The sequence below is a fragment of the Streptomyces sp. NPDC017943 genome (assembly GCF_044328425.1).
Classification (GTDB): Bacteria; Actinomycetota; Actinomycetes; order Streptomycetales; family Streptomycetaceae; genus Streptomyces; species Streptomyces djakartensis_A.
The window spans coordinates 911,604-936,605 of the sequence record NZ_JBIRHH010000002.1 but is presented as its reverse complement, the minus strand read 5'-3'; the positions used below and the strand labels follow the sequence as shown (position 1 = coordinate 936,605).

Here is a 25,002-nt window from a genome sequence, read left to right as displayed (position 1 = left end):
GCGCGTCAGGACGCCTTGGCGTACACCACCCACACCTGGCCCTCGGCGAAGTTCACCGGGGTGCCGTCCGGGGTGGTGAACGCCGTGCCGTCGGCCGCGTCCGGGCGCTGCCAGCGCGCCTTCCAGCTCCGGCCGTCGCGCAGCACCTCCGCCTTGCCCGTGCCCACCGTCTCGGTGTACGGCGTGTTGTTGCCGAGGAAGTCCCGGAAGGCGGACTCGCGCACCTTCACGTACTGCACGACGACCGTCGCCGGGGCCGGCGGCGTGCCGCCGGCGGTGGCCGCCGGGCCGCCGTCCATGCCCACCAGCCAGCGCTCGCGCGCGTCCGACCAGGTGAAGGTGAAGCGGGCCGCCGGGTAGCGCACCGTCCGCGAGTCCGTCGCCGTGCCACCGGAGGGCGCGGGCCCGTAGCGGAATCCGGTGGTCAGGGCCGCCCGGCCCGGGGCCTCGGGCACCAGCCGCCCGGGCCGCAGGTAGAGGTTGTGCGGCGCGGGCCGGTCGTCGGCGCGGAAGTAGGCCGCGGCGGCGTCGGACGGGGTCTCGGCTCGCAGCGGAGCGCCGTCGATCAGCGGCAGGAGCTTCGTCTGCGCGCCGGAGAAGGCGAGCGTCGGGCGGTCGAACTGCCGCAGCAGCTCCAGGTCCGACTCGCGTGCGCTGCGCACGGGCCCGACCACCTCCGGCAGCCGGGTGGCGTAGACCGCCATCAGCCTGCTGAGTCCGCCCTCGACCTGCTCGGCGTACACGACGTCCGCCGCGTCGACACCCGTCTGGGGGCGGGCCGCGGGGGCGTTGTCGATCTTCACGGCCAGCACGGACGGTCCGCCGGCCCCGGGGGAGGCCGTCCGGGAGTTCCCCCGCTCCGTTCCCCGGCCGTCGTCACCCGCGCCGTTCCCGCCCGTGCAGCCCGCCAGGGCGGCCGTCGCCAGGGCGGCCAGGAGCGCCGCCGTCGTCGCGGTGCGCCGACCGCGCACGCCCCGTCCTCTGCCCACCGTCGTCATCACGCCTCATGTCATCGATGTGTCTAGATTGTGCGCTTATCTGAACATCGACGCCCACTGTTGAGCGGATATGGCAAGTCGGTGTCGCTGCGCTGTCCGCCGATCGGCCCAAGATTCGGCCCGGGCGGCAGGGGTACCCGGGCCGCGCCGACCGACCGACGCGCAGGCCGACGGAGGGACCCGAGGCGATGAAGGCAGTGACCTGGCAGGGCAAGCGGGACGTGCGGGTGGACGAGGTGCCCGACCCCAAGATCGAGGAACCCACGGACGCGATCATCCGGATCACCTCCACGGGGCTGTGCGGATCCGATCTGCACCTCTACGAGGTGCTGACGCCGTTCATGACCCCGGGGGACATCCTCGGCCACGAGCCGATGGGCATCGTCGAGGAGGTGGGCGCGGGCGTCCCGGACCTCCAGGTGGGGGACCGCGTGGTGGTCCCGTTCCAGATCGCCTGCGGCACCTGCTGGATGTGCCTGACCGGCCTGCCCACCCAGTGCGAGACCACCCAGGTCACGGGCGAGGGCATGGGCGCCCCCCTGTTCGGCTACACCCGCCTGTACGGCGCCGTGCCGGGCGCCCAGGCCGAGTACCTGCGCGTTCCGCAGGCGCAGTTCGGCCCCATCAAGGTGCCCGAGGGCCCGGCCGACGACCGGTTCGTCTACCTGTCCGACGTGCTGCCCACCGCCTGGCAGGCGGTCGCCTACGCGGCCGTCCCGAAGGGGGGCAGCGTCGCCGTGCTCGGCCTCGGGCCGATCGGCGACATGGCCTGCCGGGTCGCCCGGGTGCAGGGCGCCGACCGGGTCTTCGGTGTCGACCTGGTGCCCGAGCGGCTGAGCCGGGCCCGTGCCCGGGGCGTGGAGACGTTCGACCTCAGGTCCTTCGACAGCGAGGAGGAACTGGTCGCCGCGATCCGCGACCAGACCGACGGCCGCGGCCCCGACGCGGTCATCGACGCGGTCGGCACGGAGGCCCACGGCAGCGCGGTCGCCAAGCTGGTGCAGAACGCGGCCGCCGTGATGCCGCGCAAGCTGAGCGGCCCGATGGCCGAGCGCTTCAGCGTCGACCGGCTCGCCGCCCTCCACACCGCCATCGAGCTGGTGCGCCGCGGCGGCACCATCTCGCTCTCCGGCGTCTACGGCGGCATGGCGGACCCCCTGCCGCTGCTGACCATGTTCGACAAGCAGATCCAGCTGCGGATGGGCCAGGCCAACGTCCGCCGCTGGGCCGACGACATCATCCCGTACCTCACCGACGAGGACCCGCTCGGCGTCGACGACTTCGCCACGCATCGCGTGCCGCTGTCGGACGCGCCGCAGGCCTACGAGATGTTCCAGCGCAAGCAGGACGGCGCGGTCAAGGTGCTGATGCAGCCCTGAGCATCCTCCGGACGCCCTGAGGTTCCCCGGGACGCCCGGGGAACCTCAGGTGCCGAGGATCTCGGCGAGGTCGTAGCGGACGGGCTCCTCCAGCTGCGCGTACGTGCAGCTCTCGGGGGTCCGGTCCGGGCGCCAGCGGCGGAAGCGGGCGGTGTGCCGGAAGCGCTGCCCGTTCTCCATGTGGTCGTACGCCACCTCGGCCACCCGCTCGGGCGCCAGTGGCACCCACGACAGGTCCTTGCGGCCCGACCAGCGGCTCGGCGCCCCCGGCAGCCGGGCCGTCTCGTGCGCGGACTCCTCGGACCAGGCCGCCCACGGATGCCCCGAGACGTCGTCCAGGCGCAGCGGCTCCAGCTCCTCGACCAGCTCCGCCCGGCGCTTCATCGTGAACGCCGCGGACACGCCCACGTGCTGGAGCGTCCCCCGGTCGTCGTACAGGCCGAGCAGCAGCGAACCCACCACCGGGCCGCTCTTGTGCAGGCGGTACCCGGCGACCACCACGTCCGCCGTCCGCTCGTGCTTGATCTTGAACATGGCACGCTCGTCCGGCCGGTAGCGCACGGTCAGGGGCTTGGCGATCACGCCGTCGAGGCCCGCCCCCTCGTACTGCTCGAACCACTGCCGCGCCACCTCGATGTCGGTGGTCGCCGGGGCCAGGTGCACCGGGGGCGCCACCCCCGACAGCTCCCCTTCCAGGCGCTCCCGCCGCTCCGTCAGCGGAGCCTGGAGCAGCGACTCGTCCCCGAGGGCCAGCACGTCGAACACGACGAGGGACGCCGGCGTCCGCTCCGCGAGCGTGCGCACCCGCGAGTCCGCCGGATGGATCCGCTCGGTCAGCGCGTCGAAGTCCAGATGACCCTCCCGCGCGATGACGATCTCCCCGTCCACCACGCACCGCCGCGGCAGCCGCTCCCGCACCGCCGTCACGAGCTCGGGGAAGTACCGGGTCAGCGTCTTGCCGGTACGGCTGCCGAGCTCGACCTCGTCCCCGTCCCGGAACACGATCGCCCGGAAACCGTCCCACTTCGCCTCGTACTGCATGCCCGCGGGGATCGACGCGACCGACTTGGCGAGCATCGGCAGGACGGGGGGCATCACCGGCAGATCCATGCGTCGATTCTGCGCCCGCATGCCCGGCCACGCCCGATGTGCGAGGTATGCGGGGTACGCCTACCGTGGCTCGCATGGGTGACGCGGTGGAACTGGAGGTCGACGGCCGGACCGTACGGCTGTCCAGCCCGGACAAGATCTTCTTCCCCGAGCGCGGTTTCACCAAGCTCGACCTCGCCCGCTACTACATCGCCGTCGGCCCCGGCATCCTGCGCGCCCTGCGCGACCGGCCGACCACCCTGGAGCGCTACCCCGAGGGCGTAGGCGGGGAGAACTTCTTCCAGAAGCGGGCGCCCAAGAACATGCCCGACTGGATCCCGACCGCGCACATCACCTTCCCCAGCGGCCGCAGCGCCGACGAGATGTGCCCCACCGAGCCGGGGGCGGTGGTGTGGGCCGCCCAGTTCGGCACCCTCACCTTCCACCCCTGGCCGGTCCGCCGCGACGACGTCGACCACCCGGACGAGCTCCGCATCGACCTCGACCCGCAGCCCGGCACCGACTACGACGACGCCGCCCGGGCCGCCCACGAACTGCGGGCGATGCTGGAGGAGTTCGGCGGTCTGCGCGGCTTCCCGAAGACCTCCGGCGGCCGGGGCCTGCACGTCTTCGTGCCCATCGAACCGCGCTGGACCTTCACCCAGGTCCGCCGCGCGGCCATCGCCGTCGGCCGGGAGATGGAGCGCCGCATGCCGGAGCAGGTCACCATCAAGTGGTGGAAGGAGGAGCGGGGGAAGCGCATCTTCATCGACTACAACCAGACGGCCCGCGACCGCACGATCGCCTCCGCCTACTCCGTCCGGCCCCGCCCGCACGCCCCCGTCTCCGCGCCGCTGCGCTGGGAGGAGGTCGGGGTGGCGCACCCGCAGGACTTCGACCTCGCGACCATGCCCGCGCGCTTCGCCGAACTCGGCGACGTGCACGCGGACATGGACGACAGGCGCTACTCGCTGGAGGCCCTGCTCGACCTCGCCCGCCGTGACGAGCACGACCACGGACTGGGCGACCTGCCGTACCCGCCCGAGTATCCGAAGATGCCGGGAGAGCCCAGACGGGTACAGCCGAGCAGGGCCAGGAAGACCTCCGGAGGGCCTACAGCTCCTTGATCCGGATGTCGCGGTACGAGACCACGTCCGTCGTGCCGTGCACCTGGAGCCCGATGTAGCCGGAGGCGAAGCGCCGCCCGTCCGTGCCCGGGTCGTCCGAGCGCGGGGGAGCGAACTCCTGGCCGCCGGTGTTGTCGAACTCGTTGATCAGCACGCCGTTGCGGAAGACCGAGTAGTGCTGGCCCTCCACCCGGATCTCGTAGTCGTTCCAGGTGCCCTTCTGCGTCACGCCCGCGCCGGCCAGGCCCACGCGGTCGAACCCGTAGATCGAGCCCGTCTTGTACATGTCGCCGTCGGGCCGGTCGAACACCTGCACCTCGTGCCCGTACTTGATGGCCACCCACTCGGGGCGGGACTCCTCCGGGTGGTCGAGGACCCACGGGAAGCGCACGAACACACCGGAGTTGGCGTTCCCGGTGCCGGGAGCGTCGTCCCGCCACTGGAGCTTCAGCGAGAAGTCGCCGTACTTGCGCTGCGGGAACCACAGCATGCCCATGCCCGCCGTGGTGGTGCCGGAGGTGAGGGTCCCGTCCGGGTTCAGCCCGAACGAACCACCGCCCACCTGCTGCCACTTCGCGAGGGACTCCGCCGTGCCGTCGAACAGCGCGCGGTAGCCCTCGGTCTGCCCCGGCTCGCCGATGCCCGACTGCCGGGCGGCCTTGCGGATCGCCTTGACCTCCCGCTGGTCGACGACCCCTTCCGTCAGCAGGTCGTCGAGGACGGCGTTCACGTGCTTCAGGAACAGCGCCTGGGACGTCCACTCCTTCTCGTCCTCGATCAGTTCGCCGATCCGGCACCGGTTGTCGGTGACCCGGTTGCGCACGCCCGAGTCGACCGTGCCGACGATCACCGTCAGCCGCTCGTCGTACTCGGGGCAGTCGGGCGCCGGGACCTGGCCGGAGACGACGGTGAAGGAGACCGTGCGGGCCGCCGCGGTGTTGCCGGCCTTGTCCGTGGCGCGGTACGCCACGGTGTGCGCGCCGGCCCGGTCGACCACCACCGGAGCGGAGTAGGCGAGGTAGGGGCCGCCGTCGAGCGAGTACTCGATCTTCTCGACGCCCGAGCCGTGCGCGTCGGTCGCCGTGACGGTCACCCGGGCACTGTTGACGTACGCGCCCGCGGAGTTCTTCGTGCCCTCCACGCTCACGCCCGTCACCGGGGCGGTGGTGTCCTGCGGCGGTGCCGCGACGACGGTGAACCGCACGCTCTTCTCCGCCGCCACGTTGCCCGCCTTGTCGGTGGCGCGGTAGCGGACGGTGTGCGTGCCCGCCTGGTGCACCATGACGGGCGCGGTGTACGCCTGCCAGGCACCGGAACCCACCGCGTACTCGATGGTGTTGACCCCGGAGCCGGTGTCGGACGCCGAGACGGTGACCGTCGCCATGTCGATGTAGGCGCCGTTCGCGTCGCGCTCACCGCCGACGGTCGCCGAGGTCTCCGGCGCGGTGGTGTCGTCCGACTGCGGCGCCACCACCGTGAACCGGGTGCTCTTCTCGGCGGAGACGTTCCCCGCCTTGTCGAACGCGCGGTAGCGGACGGTGTGGCTGCCGACCTGGTCGACGACGACCGGCGCGGTGTACGGCTGCCAGGCACCCGTGTCGCCGATCGCGTACTCGATCCGGTCCAGGCCGGAGCCGCCCTCGTCGGTGGCGTGCAGGGCCACGCTCGCCGAACCGACGTACTCGCCCTGCGCGTTCTGCGTGCCGCTCACGTGCGCCGACGCCTCGGGCGCGGTGGTGTCCTCGCCGGTGCCCTCGGTCACCGTCAGGATGCCCTGCATCTGGCCGTGGCCGGGGATCGTGCAGTGGTAGAAGTACCGGCCGGGCGTGAGCGTGACCTGGGCGGTGTGCCTGCCGCCCTCGGCGTCGTTGGGATTGGCCAGGATGTTGAGCTGCACGTCGCTGTTGAACTCGGGGTCGCTGGTCACGAACGTCAGCGTGTGCGGCATGCCCGTGGTGTTCCCGGTGGCCGCGCTGTTCTCGAAGACGATCGTCGCGGTCCCGGCGACCGCGGTCGTGGGCGCCGAGGCGTACTTGTCGATGGCGTCGCCGGCCGTCCAGGTCAGGACCTGCTCGGCATCCTCCTTCGCGGGCTGCCCGGCGGCGGGCAGCGCCTGCACGCCGAGCATCACCAGCAGGGATGCCAGCAGGGCGGCCCAGACTCCTCGTGCGCGCATCACTCGGTCCCCCTCGCCAGTCGACCGGCGGCCGGGGTCGGTCCGCCGCCCTTGTAGGTGACCCGCCACAGGGCCGACTTGGAGTCCGAGGTGAAGAAGCCGCGCCCGTAGTCGAGGACGTAGAGCGCACCGTCCGGACCGAACTTCCAGTCCATCAGGTTCTTGATGCCGTCGTTGCCGATCGGCACGATCTTCTTCAGCGACTCCGAGTGCACCGGCAGACCGCCGTCACCCTGCGTCCTCGGGTCCATGACCACCGCGTTGCGCGGCTGGTCGGCGTCGTAGAAATCGCCGACGAACCACTTGCCGTCCCAGTACGCCGGCCACTTCACGGCACTGTCCGCCGCGACCCGGTCGTACCGGTAGACCGGCCCGTTCATCGCCGCCTGCCCGCCGCCCTTGAGCCAGGGCAGCTTGTAGGTGGCCTCCGCCGCCTTGTACGAGGGGACGCCGTTCGCGTCCCGCGGGAAGTCCGGGGCGCCGCCCGACGGCGAGTACCAGATGTTGTTGCCGGTCACCGGCGGCAGGTTGACCAGGCCGTCGTTGTTCGGCGACTCGTTCTTCGGGTGGTCGCAGTCGTACCAGCCCAGCGGCTTGGACGGGTCCGGCAGATTGCGGTCCCGGTAGGGCTGCTTGTTGCCCATGCAGTACGGCCAGCCGCGGTTGCCGGCCTCGGTGATGACGGCGAACGTGTCGTACTTGGCCGGGCCCCAGGTCGTCGAGGGCGCGCTCGCGTCCGGGCCGACCCAGCCCGCGTAGAGCACGTCGGTCGACTTGTCGACGGAGATGCGCGCCGGGTTGCGGACGCCCATCACATAGATCTCGCCGCGCGTCTTGCCGCCGCCCTCGGCGGTCTCCTTGCCCGTGAAGAGGTTGCCCGCGGGCAGCGTGTAGGTGCCGTCCGGCTCCGGATGGATGCGCAGGATCTTGCCGTTGAGGTTGTTGGTGTTGCCGGCGGTGCGACGCGCGTCCGCGAAGGAGACGCCCTTGTAGGCGGGCTCCGGGTTGTTGCCCGAGTAACCGCCGCTGAAGCCACTGGAGTTGTTGTCACCGGTGGCGATGTACAGATTCCCCTTGGAGTCCCAGGCCATCCCGCCGCCCGCGTGGCAGCAGCTGTGGATCTGCACCGGCCACTTCAGCAGCACCTTCTCGCTGGACAGGTCCAGCTTGTTCGTGGCCCGGTCGAGCGTGAACCGGGAGACGCGCCGCTCGGCCGTCCGGGTGTCGCGGTCGATCCGCGCGTGCGGCGTGTAGTGCAGGTACACCCAGCCGTTCTGCTCGAACCGCGGATCCAGCTCGATGCCGAGCAACCCCTCCTCGACCTTGACCAGTTCGTCGCCGCCCCCCTTGTTGCCGAAGACGTCGAGCGCCCCGGCCAGGGTGACCTGCTTCGTCCTCGGGTCCCAGACGTGGATCTCGCCCTTGCCCTTGCCGATCTCGGGGTCGTTCCAGTCGGTGACCACCGGCTGCGAGGAGTCCGCTCCTCCCCGGCCGATGTAGAAGACCCGGCCGTCGGGGGCGGTGACCAGCCCGTGCGGCTCACCGATCTGGTCGTTCTGCCCGGGCTGGTTGGGCTTGGTGAGGCGCTCGGCCGTGTAGTTGGCGGTGATGGTCGCCTTGCAGTCGGCCTGCTCCAGCCGGGTGGTCCACATCAGCGCACCGCGCAGATGGGCGCGGAAGTCCGCCTCGTCGTAGGACGACACCGTGCCGCCCATGCCGGTGTAGAAGGAGCGCCCGCCGTCGTAGTCCCGGCACCAGCTGACCGGATGGTCCCAGCCGTTGGCGCCGGTGCCCGGCTGGTACGTCGACTCCCGCACCCGGGCCACCGTGTGGACCTCGCCCGAGGGGTTCTTCGTCCAGTTGAGCCACTTGTCGGGACGCTTCCACTGCACCGGGAGGTCCTGGGTGGCCGGGTGGCGGCGGTCGCCGACCTCCACGGTCGCCCGCTGCACCGACGCCGGGCTCGAGGCGGCGGGCCGTGCCCCGACCAGACCGGTGAACCAGTCCGAGTACGGTTCCGCGCGGGCCGCGTCGTGGATGCCGACGAACCCGCCGCCGGCCTCCATGTACGCCTCCAGGCCCGCCTCCTGCTCCGCGTCGAGGACGTCGCCCCCGCCGGTCAGGAAGACGACCGCGTTGAAGCGGCCCAGCTTCGTGCCGTTGGTGAACACCGAGGCGTCGTCGGTGGCCTGCACCGCGAAGCGGCGGTCCGCGGGACCCGACAGCCCGATGTCCTCGATGGCCTCGATCCCGGCGTTCACCACCGGGGACTCCTCCCCGGCCGCGGCGGAGCCGTGGAAGATCAGTACGCGTACGTTCGCGCCGCCCGGGGGCGACTTGATCGACATCGTTGTCAGCGGTGGTTCGGGGAACGGGCGCGCGTTCGCCGCGGGTCCGGACAGGAGTCCGGCGGTCACGACGGCGGCGGCCACCGAGGCCGCCCAGACGCGTCTTCTCTTGCTCGCCCCGCGTACGTGCATGGGCACCTCCTGGGTCACAGCAACACCGCCAAGGAAGCTAGACCCCTTTGCACGCTCCGCCAATACCTATGACCGGGATGGAGGCAACTTTGTCTTGAGTGTGGATAAACGAGGGCGCGGCCGGTACCGTCTCAGCGGTTCGTCTCAGGTACGCCTCCGTAAATGCCTTACCAGTGTGGGGAGTTCGGCGTGGACAGACGCAGCTTCAACCGGCGGGTCCTGCTGGGCGGCGCGGCCGTCGCGACATCGTTGTCCGTGGCGCCGGAGGCCCTCAGCGCCGACACCCCGGCGAGGACGGCTCCCGCCGGGGGCGCGGTGAAGCGCATCAAGCTGTACGCCGAGAAGCTGGCGGACGGTCAGATGGGCTACGGCCTGGAGAAGGGCAAGGCGAGCATCCCGGGCCCGCTGATCGAGCTCAACGAGGGCGACACGCTCCACATCGAGTTCGAGAACACCATGGACGTCGCGGTGAGCCTGCACGTCCACGGCCTCGACTACGAGATCACCAGCGACGGCACCAGGCTGAACCGCAGTCACGTCGAGCCGGGCGGCACGCGCACCTACACCTGGCGCACCCACGCCCCCGGCCGCCGCAAGGACGGCACCTGGCGCTCGGGCAGCGCGGGCTACTGGCACTACCACGACCACGTCGTCGGCACGGAGCACGGTACGCAAGGGCTGCAGAAGGGCCTGTACGGCCCGGTCATCGTCCGCCGCAAGGGCGACGTCCTGCCCGACCGGACGCACACCGTCGTCTTCAACGACATGCGCATCAACAACAAGGCGCCGCACTCCGGGCCCGACTTCGAGGCCACGGTGGGGGATCGCGTCGAGTTCGTGGTGATCACGCACGGCGAGTTCTACCACACGTTCCACATGCACGGTCATCGCTGGGCGGACAACCGCACCGGCATGCTGACCGGCCCGGAGGACCCCAGTCAGGTGATCGACAACAAGATCACCGGACCGGCCGACTCGTTCGGCTTCCAGGTCATCGCGGGGGAGGGGGTCGGCGCCGGTGCCTGGATGTACCACTGCCACGTGCAGAGCCACTCCGACATGGGAATGGTGGGCCTGTTCCTGGTGAAGAAGCCGGACGGCACGATCCCCGGCTACGACCCGCACGACCACGGGCAGGAGCCCGGCGACGGGGACGGACACGAGCACGGCGCCGCCGCCGGGGGTGAGCACGAGCACTGAGGGCGCGGCGGGGGCCCGCCGGGGCGTGGGCCTTCCGCGGGCGGTGGTGCGGTGGGGCGCGGGCGTGACCGGCCCGGTCGCGGGCGGGCGTCGCGGCCGGGGGCCTCGGCCGCGGGCGCTCGGGGCGTGCGGGCGGAGCGGGGCCGGCCGGGCCGGGGAGAGCGCTCTCACCTCCCCTCGCGGCCGGGGCTATCCTGATCCGCAGCCGCAGAGAGGGAGCCCCGAAGTGACCGACACAGCGCCGCGCCCCACGCTGGAGGCCGTGGCCGCGCGGGCCGGGGTCTCGCGGGCCACCGTCTCACGCGTGGTCAACGGCGGGGACGGGGTGCGGGACGTCCTCGTCGAGCGGGTCCGCAAGGCCGTGGAGGAACTCGGCTACGTGCCCAACCAGGCCGCCCGCTCCCTGGTGACCCGGCGGCACGACGCGGTGGCGGTGGTCGTCGCCGAACCGGAGACGCGCGTCTTCGCCGACCCGTTCTTCGCGCTCCAGCTGCGCGGCATCAGCAAGGAACTCACCGCCCACGACAACCAGCTCGTGCTGCTGCTCACCGAGGGCCGGGACGACCACGCCCGCGTCGGGCGGTACCTCGCGGGCGGACACGTCGACGGCGCCCTCGTCTTCTCGCTCCACCTCGACGACCCGCTGCCGGAGCTGATCCAGCGGGCCGGCGTGCCCACCGTCTTCGGTGGACGGCCCGGCTGGGGCGGCGACCGGCGGGACGTGGTCTACGTCGACACCGACAACCGGGGCGGCGCCCGCGACGCCGTCCGCCACCTGGCGGGCCTCGGCCGCACCCGCATCGCCCACATCACCGGCGCCCTCGACCAGACCTCGGCGGCCGACCGCCTCGACGGCTACCGTGACGTCATGGCGGACGCCGACCCGCGGCTGATCGCCGAGGCCGACTTCACCTACGCCGGCGGTGAACGCGCCATGCGCGAACTCCTCGCCCGCTGCCCCGACGTGGACGCGGTGTTCGCCGCGAACGACCTCACCGCCTCCGGCGCGCTGCGCGTCCTGCGCGAGTCCGGCCGCCGCGTCCCCGACGACGTGGCCGTCATCGGCTTCGACGACATGCAGCCCATCGCGGAGCAGACCGATCCGCCCCTCACCACGGTCCGCCAGGACATCGAGGAGATGGGCCGGCTGATGGCCCGCCTGCTGCTGCGCGACCTGGACCGGGGCGCCCCCCGCGAGGACGACGCCGGCCCGCCGTCCAGCGTGGTGCTCCCCACGACGCTGGTGCGGCGCGGGTCGGCGTAGGGCCTGTCCGTCAGCCCTCCGGACGCTCGCTGCGGACCACCGCGAAACGGGCGCCGTACGGGTCGGCCAGCTTGGCCAGACGGCCGACACCGGGCACGTCGGTGGCCGGGACCCGGACCGTGCCGCCCCGCTCCCCGGCCCGCGCGACGACCGCGTCCGGGTCCGTCACCTCGAAGTACGGCAGCCAGTGCGCCTGCTCCTCGGCCGGGTCCTCGGACAGCGGGACGACGCCGCCGAACATGGCCTCCTCGCCCTCGCCGGCCGGGCTGAACGTGGTGTAGGTGCCGCTCGGGAAGTCGAGACCGCTGGTCTCCAGGCCGAGGACCGCGTGGTAGAAGGCGGCCGTGGCGGGGACGTCGGCGGTGTACAGCTCGACCCAGCACAGCGAGCCCGGCTCCTGCACGGCCTCCAGGCCCTCGTTGCGGCCCGGCTGCCACAGCCCGAAGGACACCCCGGCCTGATCGGTCAGGATCGCCATGCGGCCCAGGTCCTGGACGTCCATGGGCTGCACCAGGACCCTGCCGTGCTTCTGCTCGGCCGCCCGGGCGATGGCGTCCGCGTCCGGCGCCTGGAAGTAGACCGTCCAGGAGGGCGGTCCCTGCTCCGCCGTGGTCTGCATGCCGCCGGCGGTGGTCCGCCCGTCGAGCCGGAAGAGCCCGTACCCGCCGACCTCCGGACCGCCCGGCTCGAACCGCCAGCCGAACAGATCGCCGTAGAAGGCCGCCGCGCCCTCGATGTCCGGTACGCCGAGATCGATCCAGTTGGGAGAGCCGGTGACATAACGGGTGGTGAGCATCCTCGCCCTCCTCGCACAGGGGCCCGTCCGCCTGTACAGCCGAGTCTGGCACCGCCCGGGGCCCGGCGCCGCCGGAACGCCGCCGATCCGTGCGCCGGGCCCCGGGCGCGTCCGCCCGGGTGACGCGCCGCTCCGCGCGCCGCCGTGCGCGCGGCCGTCCGCGCGGGCAACATCGAGGCGGCCCGGGGTCCGTGAACGCGGTGTTGATCCCGCGTTGATCGAACGTTTTTCACCTGCCGCGAGGCTCGGGCCATGCACATCGACACGATGACCTCGCCCGAACTCGCCTGGCAGCAGGAGGCGCTGTGCGCGCAGACGGGGGCGGACTTCTTCTTCCCCGAACCGGGCAGCTCGGTGCGCGAGGCGAAGCGGATCTGCGGCATGTGCCCGATCCGCACGGCCTGCCTGGAGTACGCGATGGCCCACGACGAGCGCTTCGGCGTCTGGGGCGGCCTGTCGGAGAAGGAGCGCCTGGAGCTGCGGCGCGTGGCGCGGTGACCGCGCCGCGTCCGGTGTGCGGCGCGTGTCCGGCGTGCCGTGCGAGCCCCGCACGCGGGCAGGGCCCGGCCGCTCGTGGCGGCCGGGCCCTGCCGGGACGGTGCGCGGTGCGTCGTCAGGCGCCGGCGCGGGCGGCCATCCGGGCCTTGCGCGCGGCCAGCTTCTCGTCGAACTTGGCCGCCTCGGAGTCGAGGCCGTTCATGTACATGCCGAGCTCCTCCTGCGCCTTGCGGCCCTCCGGACCCAGCCCGTCGATCTCCATGATCTTCAGGAAGCGCAGCACGGGCTGCAGCACGTCGTCGTGGTGGATGCGCAGGTTGTAGACCTCGCCGATCGCCATCTGCGCGGCGGCCCGCTCGAAGCCGGGGATGCCGTGCCCGGGCATGCGGAAGTCGACCACCACGTCCCGGACGGCCTGCATCGTCAGGTCGGGCGCCAGCTCGAAGGCCGCCTTGAGCAGGTTGCGGTAGAAGACCATGTGCAGGTTCTCGTCGGTCGCGATCCGGGCCAGCATGCGGTCGCAGACCGGGTCGCCGGACTGGTGTCCGGTGTTGCGGTGCGAGATGCGGGTGGCCAGCTCCTGGAAGGCGACGTAGGCGATCGAGTGCAGCATCGAGTGGCGGTTGTCCGACTCGAAGCCCTCGCTCATGTGGGACATGCGGAACTGCTCCAGCTTGTCCGGGTCCACGGCGCGCGAGGTGAGCAGGTAGTCGCGCATCACGATGCCGTGCCGGCCCTCCTCGGCGGTCCAGCGGTGCACCCAGGTGCCCCAGGCGCCGTCCCGGCCGAACAGGCTGGCGATCTCGTGGTGGTAGCTGGGCAGGTTGTCCTCGGTCAGCAGGTTGACGACCAGCGCGATCCGGCCGATCTCGGTGACCTTCGACTGCTCCTTGTCCCAGGCCTGGCCGTCCTCGAAGAGGCCGGGGAAGTTGCGTCCGTCGCTCCACGGGACGTACTCGTGCGGCATCCAGTCCTTGGCGACCTTCAGATGCCGGTTGAGTTCGGTCTCGACCACTTCCTCCAGGGCGTACAGCAGCTGAGCGTCGGACCAGGCGCCGGCGGGGCTGCCGAGATGGGGAGTGGTGATCGTCATGGACTCTCCAGGGGGACATGCGTACGAGCGGTGAGCGGAAACCTACGGCATCGTAGGCTACGTTGCCGTAGGTTACGAAGCCGTAGGTCGAGAGCTCCACAAAGGCCGCTGATCAGCGATGTCGCCCATGTGCGGGCCCGGCCTCCGGATGTGCAGGTCGGCGGCCCGGCGGATGGCGGACCCCGCCGGTCAGACGTACAGCTCCCGCAGCCGCACCGAGAGGCATGTCACACAGCCTTCGAGCTTCTCGAACTCGCTGATGTCCACGACGACCGGTTCGTACCCGAGGTCGGCGAACAGCTCCGCGGTCTTCGGCGCGCTGGCCGCCATCAGCAGCTTGTCCCCGCCGAGCAGCACCACATGGGCCCCGGCCTCCTCCGGCACGGGCAGGAAGCGGCCGAAGAGGGAGGGCGCGTCCATCGTGGGGATGTGCCCGATCACCGTGCCGTCGGGCAGCGCCGTGACCGCGGTCTTCAGGTGCAGCACCTTGCTCACGGGCACCGACACGACCCGCGCGCCGAGCGGCTCGAACGCGGCGCGCACCTGCTGCACCCCGGCGGCGTTGGTGCGCCCGCCCCGGCCGACGTACACCGTGTCGCCGATCTTCAGGACGTCGCCGCCCTCCAGGGTGCCCGGGTCCCACACCCAGTTCACCGAGCAGCCCAGGCTCGCCACGGCCTCCTCGACGGCGGCGGTCTCGTCGCGCCGCGACTCGGCGCCCGGGCGGGTGATCAGGGCGACGTTGCGGTACATGACCACGGTGTCCTCGACGAACACCGCGTCCGGGCAGTCGTCGGCCGGCTCCACCTCGACGGTCTCCCAGCCGTGCGTGCGCAGGGCCGCCACGTACGCCTCCCACTGCTGCACCGCGAGGTCGGCGTCGACGGGTTCCCGCTCGATGTGCGTCACCAGCCCTTCGGCGAGACGCGGGCCGGGACGGCGGACGAGGGCCTTCTTGCTGGGCACGAGGACGACTCCGTATCGGGTGGGACGTGTGGACCGCACCGAGGGAGTTCCCCGGATCGGCCGGAACCCGACGTGCGTCGGCCGACCATCATGCAGGGCTGAGGGCGGACAGGACAGCCCCCGCCCCGGCCGCCCCGCCCGCCGTCAGCCCACCGGCTCCGCGTCCGGGGCGTCCCGCCGCTGGGCCGGAGCCGAGGCGGCGCCGGTCGCGGGCGGCTCGGGGGCGCGCAGGCACTCGATGAGGTAGTCGCCGGTGTCGGGGTCCCGCGTCACGCCGTGGGTCTCGCTGCCGAAGCCGGGGAAGCGCCGGTCGAAGGACTCCAGGGCGCCCAGGTACCGCAGGAGCGGCCCGTCGGCCGTGCCGACGCTCTCGCCGGGCATCAGGACCGGGATGCCGGGCGGGGTGACGGTCACCATCGCCGCGGCGACCCGGCCCGGCGTGTCGGCCAGGCGCAGCCGCTCCGTACCGCCGCGGATCAGCCGCTGGTAGCACTGCTGGGGTGGGGCGACCGGCTCCGGCAGCTCCTGGAAGGCCGTGTCGAGGAGCTCGACCAGGCGGGAGGCGCGCAGCTGGTCGTGCATCTCCTGGCACAGGCCCCGCAGCGTCAGTCCGGCGTAGCGGCGCGGATGCCCGGCCACGAGGGCGGGGAGCACCCGGTCGAGCGGGGCGTCACCGTCGTAGAGGTCCTTGAAGTCCATCAGGGCGTCGAGCAGCGTGCCCCACTTGCCCTTGGTGATGCCCATGGAGAACAGCACCAGGGTGGTGTAGCTGTCGGTCTTCTCCACCACGATGCCCCGGGTGCTCAGGTACGCGGTGAGCACCCGGGCGGGGATGCCCTGCCCCGACAGCTCGCCGGTGGCGCCGATGCCCGGGCAGGTCAGGGTCACCTTGATCGGGTCGAGCATGCAGTACCCGTCGGTCAGCCCCGGGAAGCCGTGCCAGTCCGCGCCCGGTTCCAGGTGCCAGCAGGACGGCTCGGTCCGCAGCAGCTCGGCCGGTGCCTCGTCGAAGGGCAGGCGCGCCCCGGTGGCCGGGTCGGTCACCTCGCCGGGCTGCCAGACCCCGAAGAACCACGCCGGCCGGTCGCCCGCGGCCGCGATGCGGCACCCGATGCGCACCATCTCCTGGCGGAAGCGGACCGCCTCCGTCACCGCCTCGTCGACCAGCCACTGCCCCTGCGGCCCGTCCATCATCGCCGTGGCGACGTCCAGGGAGGCGATCATCGGGTACAGCGGCGAGGTGGTGCCGTGCATCATCAGCGCCTCGTTGAACCGGTCGTGCTCCACCGGCGCCCGCGGGCCGGGCCTGACGTGCACCATCGCGGCCTGGGACAGCGCCGCCAGCAGCTTGTGCGTCGACTGGGTGGTGAAGACCGTGGGCCGGTCGGGCCCGGGGAAGCTCTCCTCGTCGACGGACATGCCGTAGCGGCCCGCGTAGAGCGGGTGGAAGCGGGCGTAGGCGAACCACGCCTCGTCGAAGTGCAGCCGGGGTGTGCCCGTGGCGAAGGCCCGGGCCGCGGCGCCGGCGTCGTAGCACAGCCCGTCGTAGGTGGAGTTGGTGAACACCGCGTACTGGGCGCGCGCGGACACCGCGTCCGCCGTGAGCGGGTTCGCCGCGATCCGCTCGGCCGCCGCCTCGATCTCGGCCGGGGGCAGCGGGCCCGCCAGGCCGTAGCCGTTCCGGGTCGGGACGAGGTACACCGGCCGGGCGCCGGAGACGACCAGGCCGTGCAGGACCGACTTGTGGCAGTTGCGGTCCACCAGGGCGATCTCGTCGCGGGTGACGCTGAAGTGCCCGACCATCCGGTTGCAGGTGGAGTCGCCGTGCAGCACGAAGTAGGTCCGCTCCGAGCCGAAGACCCGCGCGGCGTTGCGCTCCGCCTCGCCGATCGGCCCGGTGTGCTCGAACAGCGAGCCCAGTTCCTCCACGGAGATCGACAGGTCGCTGCGCAGCAGCCGTTCCCCGAAGTAGTCGTGGAACGCCCGGCCGACGGGCGACTTGAGGAAGGCGACGCCGCCCGAGTGGGCGGGGGTGTGCCAGGAGTACTCGTGCGCGTCGTCGAAGCGGCGCAGCGCCTTGAAGAACGGGGGGAGCAGGGCGTCCTGGTAGGCCCGCGCGGCGGTGGTGATCCGCCCGGCGATGAACGACGGGGTGTCCTCCAGGGGCCACACGTAGCCCACGACCGCCTGCGAGACCCACAGCGGCAGCTCGCGCAGCTCCTCGTCCGCCATGACCAGGAACACCGGCAGGTCCCGGAAGCGGCGCCCGATGCCGCGCAGCACCCTCGCCCCGCCCGGCTCCCGCGCGGGGGTGCCGGGCGCGAGGTCCCACGCGACCAGCGCGGCGGCCAGCCGGGCCTCCGTCCGGAGCACCGCCTCGGCGTCGGCGGCGCTCGTCACCCAGCGCACCTGCGCGCCGCGGTCCCGGATCGCCTCGGCGATGCGCGCCAGCTGCCCGGCGGCGGCGCCCGCGTCCTGCGGGTGCTCCGCCACCGCGACCAGTACCGTGCCAGCGTCCATGCCGTCCCCCTGTCGCCGGTGGCCCGCGCCACCTCACGACCAGTGTTCGGGCAGCCGCGGGCCTGATCGGCCGGCGACCGCCCGAACCACCCCATCGGGGCACGGCCCGGGCCGCTCATTGACGGCCGGCTCTCAGTCCGGCGCCACCGCGTCCGCCCCGACCGCCCGGCGCAGGTGCTCCGCCGTGAACGACCCCCGCGCGCCGAGCAGGTCGCGCGGCGTCCCCTCGAAGACGACCTCGCCGCCGTCGCGGCCGCCGTCCGGGCCGAGGTCGACCACCCAGTCGGCCCGGGCGACCACGTCCAGGTTGTGCTCGACCACGACGACCGTGTTGCCCGCGTCGACCAGCCGCTCCAGCAGGGCGACCAGGCCGGCGACGTCCGCCATGTGCAGGCCCGTCGTTGGCTCGTCGAGCACGTACACCGCGCCCGTCCGGTGCAGCCGTGTGGCCAGCTTGATGCGCTGCCGCTCCCCGCCGGACAGCGTCGACAGGGGCTGGCCCAGCGTCAGGTACGTGAGCCCGACGTCCCGCAGGGCCCGCAGCCGGCGCCGCACGCCCGCGTCGTCGAAGAAGCCGAGGGCCTCGCCCGCGGTCATCTCCAGCACGTCGGCGACCGAGCGCCCCCGCACGGTCAGCGCGAGCACCTCCTCCTTGAAGCGCCGTCCCTCGCAGTCCTGGCAGGTCGTCGTCACCGGGTCCATGAACGCGAGATCGGTGTGGATGACGCCCCTGCCCTCGCAGGTGCCGCACGCCCCGGCCGAGTTGAAGCTGAACAGGCCCGCCTCCGCTCCCGTTCCCCGGGCGAAGATCCTGCGGATCCCGTCCATGATCCCCAGGTACGTCGCCGGGGTGGACCGGCCCGAGATGCCGATGGCGGACTGGTCGACGACCACGGCCTCGTGCGCGGCGGTGAACTCGCCGGCCAGGGTGCTCTTGCCCGACCCGGCGACCCCGGTCACGGCGGTGAGCACCCCGGCCGGGAACCGCACGGTCACGTCCCGCAGGTTGTGCCGGCCCGCGCCCTTCACCCACAGGTCGCCGGTGGGACGGCGTACCGCGTCCTTGACCGCCGTACGGGTGCGCAGGCAGCGCCCGGTGAGCGTGCCGGACGCGGCGAGACGCTCCGGGGTGCCCTCGAACACCACCGTGCCGCCGTCCGTGCCGGCCCCCGGCCCCATGTCGACCACGTGGTCGGCGAGCGCGATGACGTCCGGGTCGTGCTCCACCACGAGCACGGTGTTGCCCTTGTCGCGCAGGCGCAGCAGCAGTTCACCCAGGCGTCCGACGTCCCGCGGGTGCAGTCCGACGCTGGGCTCGTCGAAGATGTACGTCATCCCGGTCAGGCTGGAGCCGAGGTGGCGCACCGTCTTCAGCCGCTGCCCCTCCCCGCCGCTGAGCGTCGCCGTCTCCCGGTCCAGGCTGAGGTAGCCGAGGCCGATCGCCTCGATCCGCTCCAGCGCGGCCACGGCCGCCGAGGCGATCGGCCGGGCCACCGGGTCGTCGATCTCCTTCAGCACGGTGATCAGGTCCGTGACCTGCATCCGGGCGCAGTCGGCGATGGACCGGCCGCCGATGCGGGTGGCGAGCGCCGCCGCGTTCAGCCGGGCTCCCAGGCACTGCGGGCAGACGCCCTCCACCAGGAACTCCCGGACCAGGTCGCGCGTCTTCTGGCTCATGGCGGACAGGTCCCGCTTCAGGTACAGCCGCTCGAAGCGGTCCGCCAGCCCCTCGTAGTCGGTGGTCCAGGTCCCGCCGCTGCCGCTGACGGTGACCTTGCTGCCGGGCCGCCCCCGCATCAGGAACTCACGCTCGGCGGCGCTGAAGCGCCCGACCGGCTTGTCCGGGTCGAGCTCGGTGCTGCTGGTGTACGCCTGGCCCTGCCAGGTCCCGGCGGCGAACGGCGGGAAGCGGACGGCTCCGCCGGCCAGGGAGCGGCCGGGGTCCAGGATGCGGTCCCAGTCGGGCCGCACGGTCCGGCCGAGGCCGTCGCACTCGGGGCACATGCCCGACGGGTCGTTGAACGAGTACGCGGTGGCGGGTCCGGCGCTCGGGGTGCCGTGCCGGGAGAACAGCACCCGGATCACCGAGTAGACGTCCGTCATGGTGCCGACCGTCGACCGCGAGTGGCCGCCGACGGGCCGTTGGTCGACGACGATCGCGGGGGTGAGGTCCGCCAGGCCGTCCGCGTGCGGCCGTTCGAACTTCGGCAGCCGGTTGCGGACGAACCACGGGAAGGTCTCGTTGAGCTGGCGCTGCGACTCCACCGCGATCGTGTCGAAGACGAGAGACGACTTCCCCGATCCCGAAACGCCGGTGAACACGGTCAGCCGGCCTTTCGGGATGCGGAGGGTGACGTCCTTGAGGTTGTTCTCCCGGGCTGCGGTGAGGGTGATGACATCGGGCATGCAGCCGACGCTAGGCGGTATACCCGACAGCTTCTGGCGTGATTTCCCGCAGTTCTCCCTCCTCCATCAGCAGCCAGCGCGTGATCCCGACGGACTCCAGGAACGGCAGGTCGTGGCCGGCCACGAGCAGCGCCCCCTCGTAGGACTCCAGGGCCGAGGTCAGCTGCCGCACGCTCGCCATGTCGAGGTTGTTGGTCGGCTCGTCCAGCATGAGCAGCTGAGGGGCCGGCTCCGCCAGCATCAGCGCGGCCAGGGCCGCCCGGAAGCGTTCCCCGCCGGACAGCGTCGCCGCCCGCTGGTCGGCGCGGGCGCCGCGGAACAGGAAGCGGGCCAGCCGGGCCCGCACCCGGTTGTTCGTGGCGTCCGGTGCGAACCGGGCCACGTTCTCGGCGACCGTCAGCTCCCCGTCCAGGACGTCGAGCCGCTGCGGCAGGAACCGCAGCGGGACGTGCGCGGTGACCTCGCCCGCCTCCGGCGCGAGCTCCCCGCCGATGGTGCGCAGCAGGGTCGTCTTCCCCGCGCCGTTGCGCCCGATCAGCGCGACCCGCTCCGGACCGCGCAGGTCGAGCCCCTTGACCCGGGCGCCGTGGCGCAGCCGCAGATCCCGCAGCGTGAGGACCGTGCGTCCCGGCGGGACGGCGGTGTACGGCAGTTCGACGCGGATCTCGTCGTCGTCCCGTACGGCCTCCACGGCCTCGTCGAGCCGGTCCCTGGCCTCGGCGAGCTTCTCCTCGTGCATGATCCGGTGCTTGCCCGCGGACTCCTGCGCCGCGCGCTTGCGTGCCCCCATGACGATCTTCGGCTCTCGCTTCTGGTCCCACATCTTCTGCCCGTACCGCTTGCGGCGGGCCAGTTTGACCTGGGCGTCGGCCAGTTCGCGCTGCTGCCTGCGCAGATCGGCCTCGGCGACGCGCACCATGCGCCCGGCCGCCTCCTGCTCGACCTCCAGTGCCGCCTCGTAGGCGGAGTAGTTGCCGCCGTACCAGGTGATCCCACCCGAGCGCAGATCGGCGATCTGATCGACGAGATCGAGCAGTTCACGGTCGTGGCTGACCACGACGAGGACGCCCGGCCAGGCCCGGACGGCCGCGTACAGCCGTCGGCGCGCGTACAGGTCGAGGTTGTTCGTCGGCTCGTCCAGCAGCAGGACGTCGGGCCGGCGCAGCAGCAGCGCGGCCAGCCGCAGCAGCACCGACTCGCCGCCGGACACCTCGCCGACGGTGCGGTCGAGCCCTACGTGACCGAGACCGAGTTCGCCGAGCGTGGCGAGGGCGCGCTCCTCGACGTCCCAGTCGTCGCCGACCGCCTCGAAGTGCTCCGCCGACACGTCACCGGCCTCGATGGCGTGCAGCGCGGCACGCCGGCCGGCGATGCCGAGCACCTCGTCGACCCGCAGGTGGGTGTCGAGCGTGACGTTCTGCGGGAGGTGGCCGACCTCCCCGGCGACCCGGACGGTGCCGTCGGCCGGCGGGAGGTCGCCCGCGATCAGTTTCAGCAGGGTCGATTTCCCCGACCCGTTGACGCCGACCAGGCCGGTGCGGCCCGGGCCGAAAGCGGCGTCGAGGCCCTCGAAGACGGACGTGCCGTCGGGCCAGGCGAAGGACAGGGACGTGACGGTGACGGATGAAGACATGGCGGCCTCACTCGCGGTTGCTCGAAGCAGACAGGGGCAAACGCGTGTCGAGACACCTGCGACCCGGAAGGGGGCTCCACGGGCATGGGAAAAGCCCTGCACCGGAGGACGGCTCGGACGCCGAGGTCGCACGCAGCGCACACCCCTGGGGTGTGACGCGGTGTCTCAGGACCTCAGACGAGCAACGTCCTTCTCCCATCGACGGCAACAGGACCGCTTCACACCGTAGGAGTGGCCGCGGGGGCTGTCAACGCATTAACGGACCGCCCCCGCGCCGCGCCGGGTGACCGTTCCCCGACCCCCAGGAGGCACCGTGCCCGCGTCCGACGGCCCGCTCTCGCTGCCGGCCCGGCTCTGCCTGCTGGGCTGGGACGCCGCACGGCCGCCGTCCGGGGCCACCGTCCGGCTGCCCGGGCTGGTGCGGGCCGGCGCGCTGGTCGAGCTGGCCCGGCACGGCCTGCTGCGGGACGAGGACGGCATCGCCGTGCCGGCCGACCCGGACGCGGCCGCGGGCGACGCGGTCCTCGACGGGCTGCTCGAACTCGTCCACGAGTCGCGCCCGCACCCCTGGCGGACCTGGGTGACGCTGCGGTCCCGGGTGACCCTGGACGCCGTACGGGAGCAGCTGGTCGCCGGGGGGTACCTGCGCGCGGAGAAGAAGCGGATCCTCGGCGTGTTCCCGTCGGTGGAGTACGCCCTGGGGCGCGCCGCGGCGGTGGAGGCGCTGCGCGAGGAGGTCCGCCAGGTGCTGAGCGGGCCGCTGCCGGTCGCCGCGCTCTCCGAGCGGGACGCCGCCGTGGCCGCCCTGGCAGCCGCCGCGGGCCTGTCGGGGGAGGAGGGGGCCGCGGCGGGGCGGCGGGTCGAGGAGCTGACCGAACGGGCCGGGGAGGCCGCACCGGGGCTCCACCGGATCGTGCACGAGGTGCGCGCGGCGGTGGCCGAGGCGGTGAGGGCGCCGGCGTCGCTCTGACGCGCGGCGCTGGGCGCCGACGCGGGGACCCCGGGTCGCCGTCGCCGTCTGGCCGATTCATGCCGGCCGCCCCGCTCACCGAGGAGATCCCACGCGCATGGGGGAGATCCCGCGCTCATTGAAGGAGATTCCGCGCCGCAGGGGCACGCAGGCCGGCGGCCCGCCGGATCAGAAGTGCCGGCGCCTCAGCAGGCGTCCCGCATCAGCTCCGCCAGGCCGTGGTCGAGGTCGAGGTCGAGGTGCTCCAGACCGACCGGCACCAACGCGCTGGTCGCCTCCAGGAACCGGCGGATCTCGCTGGAGCGGACGTGCACCACGGCGGTGCCCTCGGGCGCGTGGAACTCCAGCACGGTGCGGTCGTACCCGTAGGGCCGCACCCGCACGTCACCGTGGCCCTCGCAGTCGTGCAGGCCCGCGGCGAGCAGTTCGCGCGAGAAGGTCCAGCAGACGTCGACGCCCTCCAGCGTGGCGGGGGCCGGGAAGGTCATGCGGACGGCGAACGGGTCGCGCCGGTCGTAGTGCAGCGTCGCGGGGATGCTCGGCATACGCGGCGCGGCGGCGACGAGGCGGGCCTCCACGGGCTGCTCGATGACGATGGACAACGCCTTGCTCCCTCTGGACGGCTGGACGGACTTCCGGGCGTATGAGGCCGGGCACTGGAAGAGACGTGGGAATGAGCCGATCCGTGCACCCGGGATGCGAGTGACCTCCGTCACCGCATGCATGCACGCGCCGACGTCGTTCTCCTCGTGTGCCCCGCAGGGCACTTGTTGCACCCGCGCAGCCCGGGGAACGCGTGCGCGAGGCCGTCTGGACGGCGTCCGGGCGGTGGGCTAGCTTCGCCCGCCATGAGGCGCATGGGGAACACGCGACACCCGCGACGGTGGGGACCGGCACGGCGCACGGCCGCGGCGATCGCCGCCTGCGCGGCGGCACTGGCCGCGCTGACCGCCGTACCGGCGCAGGCGCACCCGGCCGGGCGCGGGGCACCGCACTGGGAACTGAAGGACACCGGCACCCCGGACGTGCGGTTCCGGGGCCTGGCCGTGGCCGGGCGGGACACCGCCTGGGTCGCCGGGACCGCCGGGACCGTCCTGCGCACCACCGACGGCGGGAGAAGCTGGCGGGACGTGTCGCCGCCCGGCGCGGGGGAGTTGCAGTTCCGGGACGTGGAGGCGTTCGACGCGCGCCGCGCGGTCGTCCTGGCCATCGGGGAGGGCGAGGCGTCCCGCGTCTACCGCACCGACGACGGCGGAGCGACCTGGACGGAGTCCTTCCGCAACACCGACCCGAGGGCCTTCTACGACTGCATGGCCTTCTTCGACCACCGGCACGGCCTCGCCATGAGCGACCCGGTGGACGGCAGGTTCCGCATCCTGTCGACCGGTGACGGCGGCCGGACCTGGCGGGTGCTGCCGGACCGGGCCATGCCGGCCGCGCAGGAGGGCGAGGCCGGGTTCGCCGCGAGCGGCCAGTGCCTGGTGACCTCCGGGCCGCGGGACGTGTGGCTCGCCACCGGCGGGGCCGCGCACGCGCGCGTGCTGCACTCCGCCGACCGGGGCCGCACCTGGACGGCCGCCGCCTCGCCCGTCCCGGCGGGCGATCCCGCGCGGGGCGTCTTCGCCCTCGCCTTCCGGGACCGGACCCACGGTCTCGCCGTCGGCGGCGACTACCGCCCCGACCAGCCCTCGCCCCGGTCCGCCGCGCGCACGGCGGACGGCGGCCGCACCTGGCGGGCCGCCGGCACACCGCCGGCCGCCTACCGTTCCGGCGTCGCGTGGCTGCCGCACAGCCGGACCACCGCCCTCGCCGTCGGCCCCACCGGCACCGACCTCACCACCGACGCGGGCCGCACCTGGCGCACCGTGGACACCGGCTCCTTCGACACCGTCGACTGCGCACCCGGCGCGGGGTGCTGGGCGGCGGGCGAGAAGGGGCGCGTTGCCCGCCTGGAGCACTGAGCGGGCGGGGTGCGCTGAACCTTGGCAGTGTGGGTACCCGTTCACTGATCGAGGAAGGAAGTGAGCGGGAATGCCACGCGGTTCGAGCCCCAAGAGGGAACGCCAGTACGAGCACATCAAGGAAAGCGCGAAGGACCGGGGCGAGAGCACCGGCCGCGCCGAGGAGATCGCCGCGCGGACCGTCAACAAGGAGCGCGCCCGGTCCGGCGAGTCGAAGACGGCCAGCCGCACCTCCACCCAGGACATGTCCTCCGGCAAGCGCGGCGGCCAGCGGTCGGGGCAGGGTTCACAGGGGCCCACCTACGACCAGCTCTACCAGGAGGCCAGGCGCAAGGGCGTGGAAGGCCGTTCCAGCATGAACAAGAGCCAGCTCCAGCGCGCGCTCGGCAAGTGACGCCCGCCCCTCGCGAGGCCGGCAGGACTCCCGCGTCCTGCCGGCCTTCGCG

At 72.8% G+C, this 25,002-nt stretch carries 19 protein-coding genes; 8 read left to right on the top strand and 11 right to left on the bottom strand.

The window, feature by feature from the left end; all coding sequences use genetic code 11:
* Window positions 1-5: 5 nt before the first annotated feature.
* Complete coding sequence (locus ACH4C6_RS09170) at window positions 6-998, bottom strand: DUF3048 domain-containing protein (RefSeq protein WP_398107874.1); 993 nt, start codon at window positions 996-998, stop codon at window positions 6-8.
* Window positions 999-1,186: 188 nt separating this feature from the next.
* Between ACH4C6_RS09170 and ACH4C6_RS09165 the strand changes: the two genes are divergently transcribed.
* Window positions 1,187-2,377, top strand: a complete 1,191-nt coding sequence (locus ACH4C6_RS09165) for a zinc-dependent alcohol dehydrogenase (protein ID WP_398107873.1) — start codon at window positions 1,187-1,189, stop codon at window positions 2,375-2,377.
* Between the two features lie 45 nt (window positions 2,378-2,422).
* Here ACH4C6_RS09165 and ACH4C6_RS09160 read toward each other — a convergent pair whose 3' ends face one another.
* Complete coding sequence (locus ACH4C6_RS09160; protein ID WP_398107872.1) at window positions 2,423-3,487, bottom strand: ATP-dependent DNA ligase; 1,065 nt, start codon at window positions 3,485-3,487, stop codon at window positions 2,423-2,425.
* A gap of 74 nt (window positions 3,488-3,561) precedes the next feature.
* Between ACH4C6_RS09160 and ligD the strand changes: the two genes are divergently transcribed.
* A complete protein-coding gene (ligD, locus tag ACH4C6_RS09155) occupies window positions 3,562-4,593 on the top strand; it encodes a non-homologous end-joining DNA ligase (protein ID WP_398107871.1) in 1,032 nt (343 codons plus the stop codon).
* On the opposite strand, the gene ACH4C6_RS09150 is transcribed toward ligD, so the two are convergent.
* Both ACH4C6_RS09150 and ACH4C6_RS09145 read right to left on the bottom strand, forming a co-directional pair.
* Complete coding sequence (locus ACH4C6_RS09150) at window positions 4,580-6,769, bottom strand: OmpL47-type beta-barrel domain-containing protein (RefSeq protein ID WP_398107870.1); 2,190 nt, start codon at window positions 6,767-6,769, stop codon at window positions 4,580-4,582. The genes ligD and ACH4C6_RS09150 overlap by 14 nt on opposite strands.
* Complete coding sequence (locus ACH4C6_RS09145; protein ID WP_398107869.1) at window positions 6,769-9,249, bottom strand: ThuA domain-containing protein; 2,481 nt, start codon at window positions 9,247-9,249, stop codon at window positions 6,769-6,771. Before ACH4C6_RS09145 ends, ACH4C6_RS09150 begins: the two co-directional genes overlap by 1 nt.
* A gap of 189 nt (window positions 9,250-9,438) precedes the next feature.
* On the opposite strand from ACH4C6_RS09145, the gene ACH4C6_RS09140 reads away from it, so the two are divergent.
* Together ACH4C6_RS09140 and ACH4C6_RS09135 are read left to right on the top strand one after the other, a co-directional pair.
* Window positions 9,439-10,449 (top strand): multicopper oxidase domain-containing protein, encoded by a 1,011-nt coding sequence (locus ACH4C6_RS09140; protein WP_398107868.1) that lies wholly within the window; start codon window positions 9,439-9,441, stop codon window positions 10,447-10,449.
* A 226-nt stretch (window positions 10,450-10,675) separates the two neighbouring features.
* Window positions 10,676-11,713 (top strand): LacI family DNA-binding transcriptional regulator, encoded by a 1,038-nt coding sequence (locus ACH4C6_RS09135; protein WP_398107867.1) that lies wholly within the window; start codon window positions 10,676-10,678, stop codon window positions 11,711-11,713.
* Between the two features lie 10 nt (window positions 11,714-11,723).
* Here the strand turns inward: ACH4C6_RS09135 and ACH4C6_RS09130 are convergent, their stop codons facing one another.
* Entirely contained in the window at window positions 11,724-12,509 is a 786-nt protein-coding gene (locus ACH4C6_RS09130) for a VOC family protein (RefSeq protein ID WP_398107866.1), read from the bottom strand.
* 252 nt (window positions 12,510-12,761) lie between these two features.
* Between ACH4C6_RS09130 and ACH4C6_RS09125 the strand changes: the two genes are divergently transcribed.
* Window positions 12,762-13,007 carry a WhiB family transcriptional regulator gene (locus ACH4C6_RS09125; protein ID WP_398107865.1) on the top strand — a complete coding sequence of 82 codons (246 nt, stop codon included), beginning with the start codon at window positions 12,762-12,764 and terminating at the stop codon, window positions 13,005-13,007.
* Between the two features lie 115 nt (window positions 13,008-13,122).
* Here ACH4C6_RS09125 and ACH4C6_RS09120 read toward each other — a convergent pair whose 3' ends face one another.
* The 5 genes from ACH4C6_RS09120 to ACH4C6_RS09100 all read right to left on the bottom strand — a co-directional run bounded on the left by ACH4C6_RS09120 (window position 13,123) and on the right by ACH4C6_RS09100 (window position 21,625).
* Window positions 13,123-14,100, bottom strand: coding sequence for an acyl-ACP desaturase (locus ACH4C6_RS09120; protein ID WP_398107864.1), 978 nt, complete (start codon window positions 14,098-14,100; stop codon window positions 13,123-13,125).
* Window positions 14,101-14,289: 189 nt separating this feature from the next.
* Window positions 14,290-15,066 carry a dimethylargininase gene (gene ddaH, locus ACH4C6_RS09115; RefSeq protein WP_398107863.1) on the bottom strand — a complete coding sequence of 259 codons (777 nt, stop codon included), beginning with the start codon at window positions 15,064-15,066 and terminating at the stop codon, window positions 14,290-14,292.
* A gap of 144 nt (window positions 15,067-15,210) precedes the next feature.
* Window positions 15,211-17,586: an Orn/Lys/Arg decarboxylase N-terminal domain-containing protein gene (locus tag ACH4C6_RS09110; protein WP_398107862.1), complete on the bottom strand. Its 2,376-nt coding sequence runs from the start codon at window positions 17,584-17,586 to the stop codon at window positions 15,211-15,213.
* Between the two features lie 132 nt (window positions 17,587-17,718).
* The gene (locus ACH4C6_RS09105; protein WP_398107861.1) at window positions 17,719-19,992 is read right to left on the bottom strand and encodes an ATP-binding cassette domain-containing protein; all 2,274 of its coding nucleotides are present in this window, start codon (window positions 19,990-19,992) and stop codon (window positions 17,719-17,721) included.
* 10 nt (window positions 19,993-20,002) lie between these two features.
* Entirely contained in the window at window positions 20,003-21,625 is a 1,623-nt protein-coding gene (locus tag ACH4C6_RS09100) for an ABC-F family ATP-binding cassette domain-containing protein (RefSeq protein ID WP_398107860.1), read from the bottom strand.
* A gap of 313 nt (window positions 21,626-21,938) precedes the next feature.
* On the opposite strand from ACH4C6_RS09100, the gene ACH4C6_RS09095 reads away from it, so the two are divergent.
* Entirely contained in the window at window positions 21,939-22,595 is a 657-nt protein-coding gene (locus ACH4C6_RS09095) for a GPP34 family phosphoprotein (protein WP_398107859.1), read from the top strand.
* A gap of 185 nt (window positions 22,596-22,780) precedes the next feature.
* Here the strand turns inward: ACH4C6_RS09095 and ACH4C6_RS09090 are convergent, their stop codons facing one another.
* Entirely contained in the window at window positions 22,781-23,197 is a 417-nt protein-coding gene (locus tag ACH4C6_RS09090) for an SsgA family sporulation/cell division regulator (protein WP_398107858.1), read from the bottom strand.
* A 255-nt stretch (window positions 23,198-23,452) separates the two neighbouring features.
* On the opposite strand from ACH4C6_RS09090, the gene ACH4C6_RS09085 reads away from it, so the two are divergent.
* A complete protein-coding gene (locus tag ACH4C6_RS09085) occupies window positions 23,453-24,556 on the top strand; it encodes a WD40/YVTN/BNR-like repeat-containing protein (protein ID WP_398107857.1) in 1,104 nt (367 codons plus the stop codon).
* 70 nt (window positions 24,557-24,626) lie between these two features.
* A complete protein-coding gene (locus ACH4C6_RS09080; protein WP_398107856.1) occupies window positions 24,627-24,950 on the top strand; it encodes a plasmid stabilization protein in 324 nt (107 codons plus the stop codon).
* Window positions 24,951-25,002: the final 52 nt, after the last annotated feature.

Excerpts from the sequence above, each read along its gene's own strand:
- ACH4C6_RS09110 (WP_398107862.1), bottom strand. The coding sequence starts at position 17,586 with ATGGACGCTGGCACGGTACTGGTCGCGGTGGCGGAGCACCCGCAGGAC.
- ACH4C6_RS09080 (WP_398107856.1), top strand. The coding sequence starts at position 24,627 with ATGCCACGCGGTTCGAGCCCCAAGAGGGAACGCCAGTACGAGCACATC.
- ACH4C6_RS09100 (WP_398107860.1), bottom strand. The coding sequence starts at position 21,625 with ATGTCTTCATCCGTCACCGTCACGTCCCTGTCCTTCGCCTGGCCCGAC.
- ACH4C6_RS09145 (WP_398107869.1), bottom strand. The coding sequence starts at position 9,249 with ATGCACGTACGCGGGGCGAGCAAGAGAAGACGCGTCTGGGCGGCCTCG.
- ACH4C6_RS09125 (WP_398107865.1), top strand. The coding sequence starts at position 12,762 with ATGCACATCGACACGATGACCTCGCCCGAACTCGCCTGGCAGCAGGAG.
- ACH4C6_RS09170 (WP_398107874.1), bottom strand. The coding sequence starts at position 998 with ATGACGACGGTGGGCAGAGGACGGGGCGTGCGCGGTCGGCGCACCGCG.
- ACH4C6_RS09120 (WP_398107864.1), bottom strand. The coding sequence starts at position 14,100 with ATGACGATCACCACTCCCCATCTCGGCAGCCCCGCCGGCGCCTGGTCC.
- ACH4C6_RS09130 (WP_398107866.1), bottom strand. The coding sequence starts at position 12,509 with ATGCTCACCACCCGTTATGTCACCGGCTCTCCCAACTGGATCGATCTC.
- ACH4C6_RS09160 (WP_398107872.1), bottom strand. The coding sequence starts at position 3,487 with ATGGATCTGCCGGTGATGCCCCCCGTCCTGCCGATGCTCGCCAAGTCG.
- ligD (WP_398107871.1), top strand. The coding sequence starts at position 3,562 with ATGGGTGACGCGGTGGAACTGGAGGTCGACGGCCGGACCGTACGGCTG.
- ACH4C6_RS09150 (WP_398107870.1), bottom strand. The coding sequence starts at position 6,769 with ATGCGCGCACGAGGAGTCTGGGCCGCCCTGCTGGCATCCCTGCTGGTG.
- ACH4C6_RS09105 (WP_398107861.1), bottom strand. The coding sequence starts at position 19,992 with ATGCCCGATGTCATCACCCTCACCGCAGCCCGGGAGAACAACCTCAAG.
- ACH4C6_RS09085 (WP_398107857.1), top strand. The coding sequence starts at position 23,453 with ATGGGGAACACGCGACACCCGCGACGGTGGGGACCGGCACGGCGCACG.
- ACH4C6_RS09165 (WP_398107873.1), top strand. The coding sequence starts at position 1,187 with ATGAAGGCAGTGACCTGGCAGGGCAAGCGGGACGTGCGGGTGGACGAG.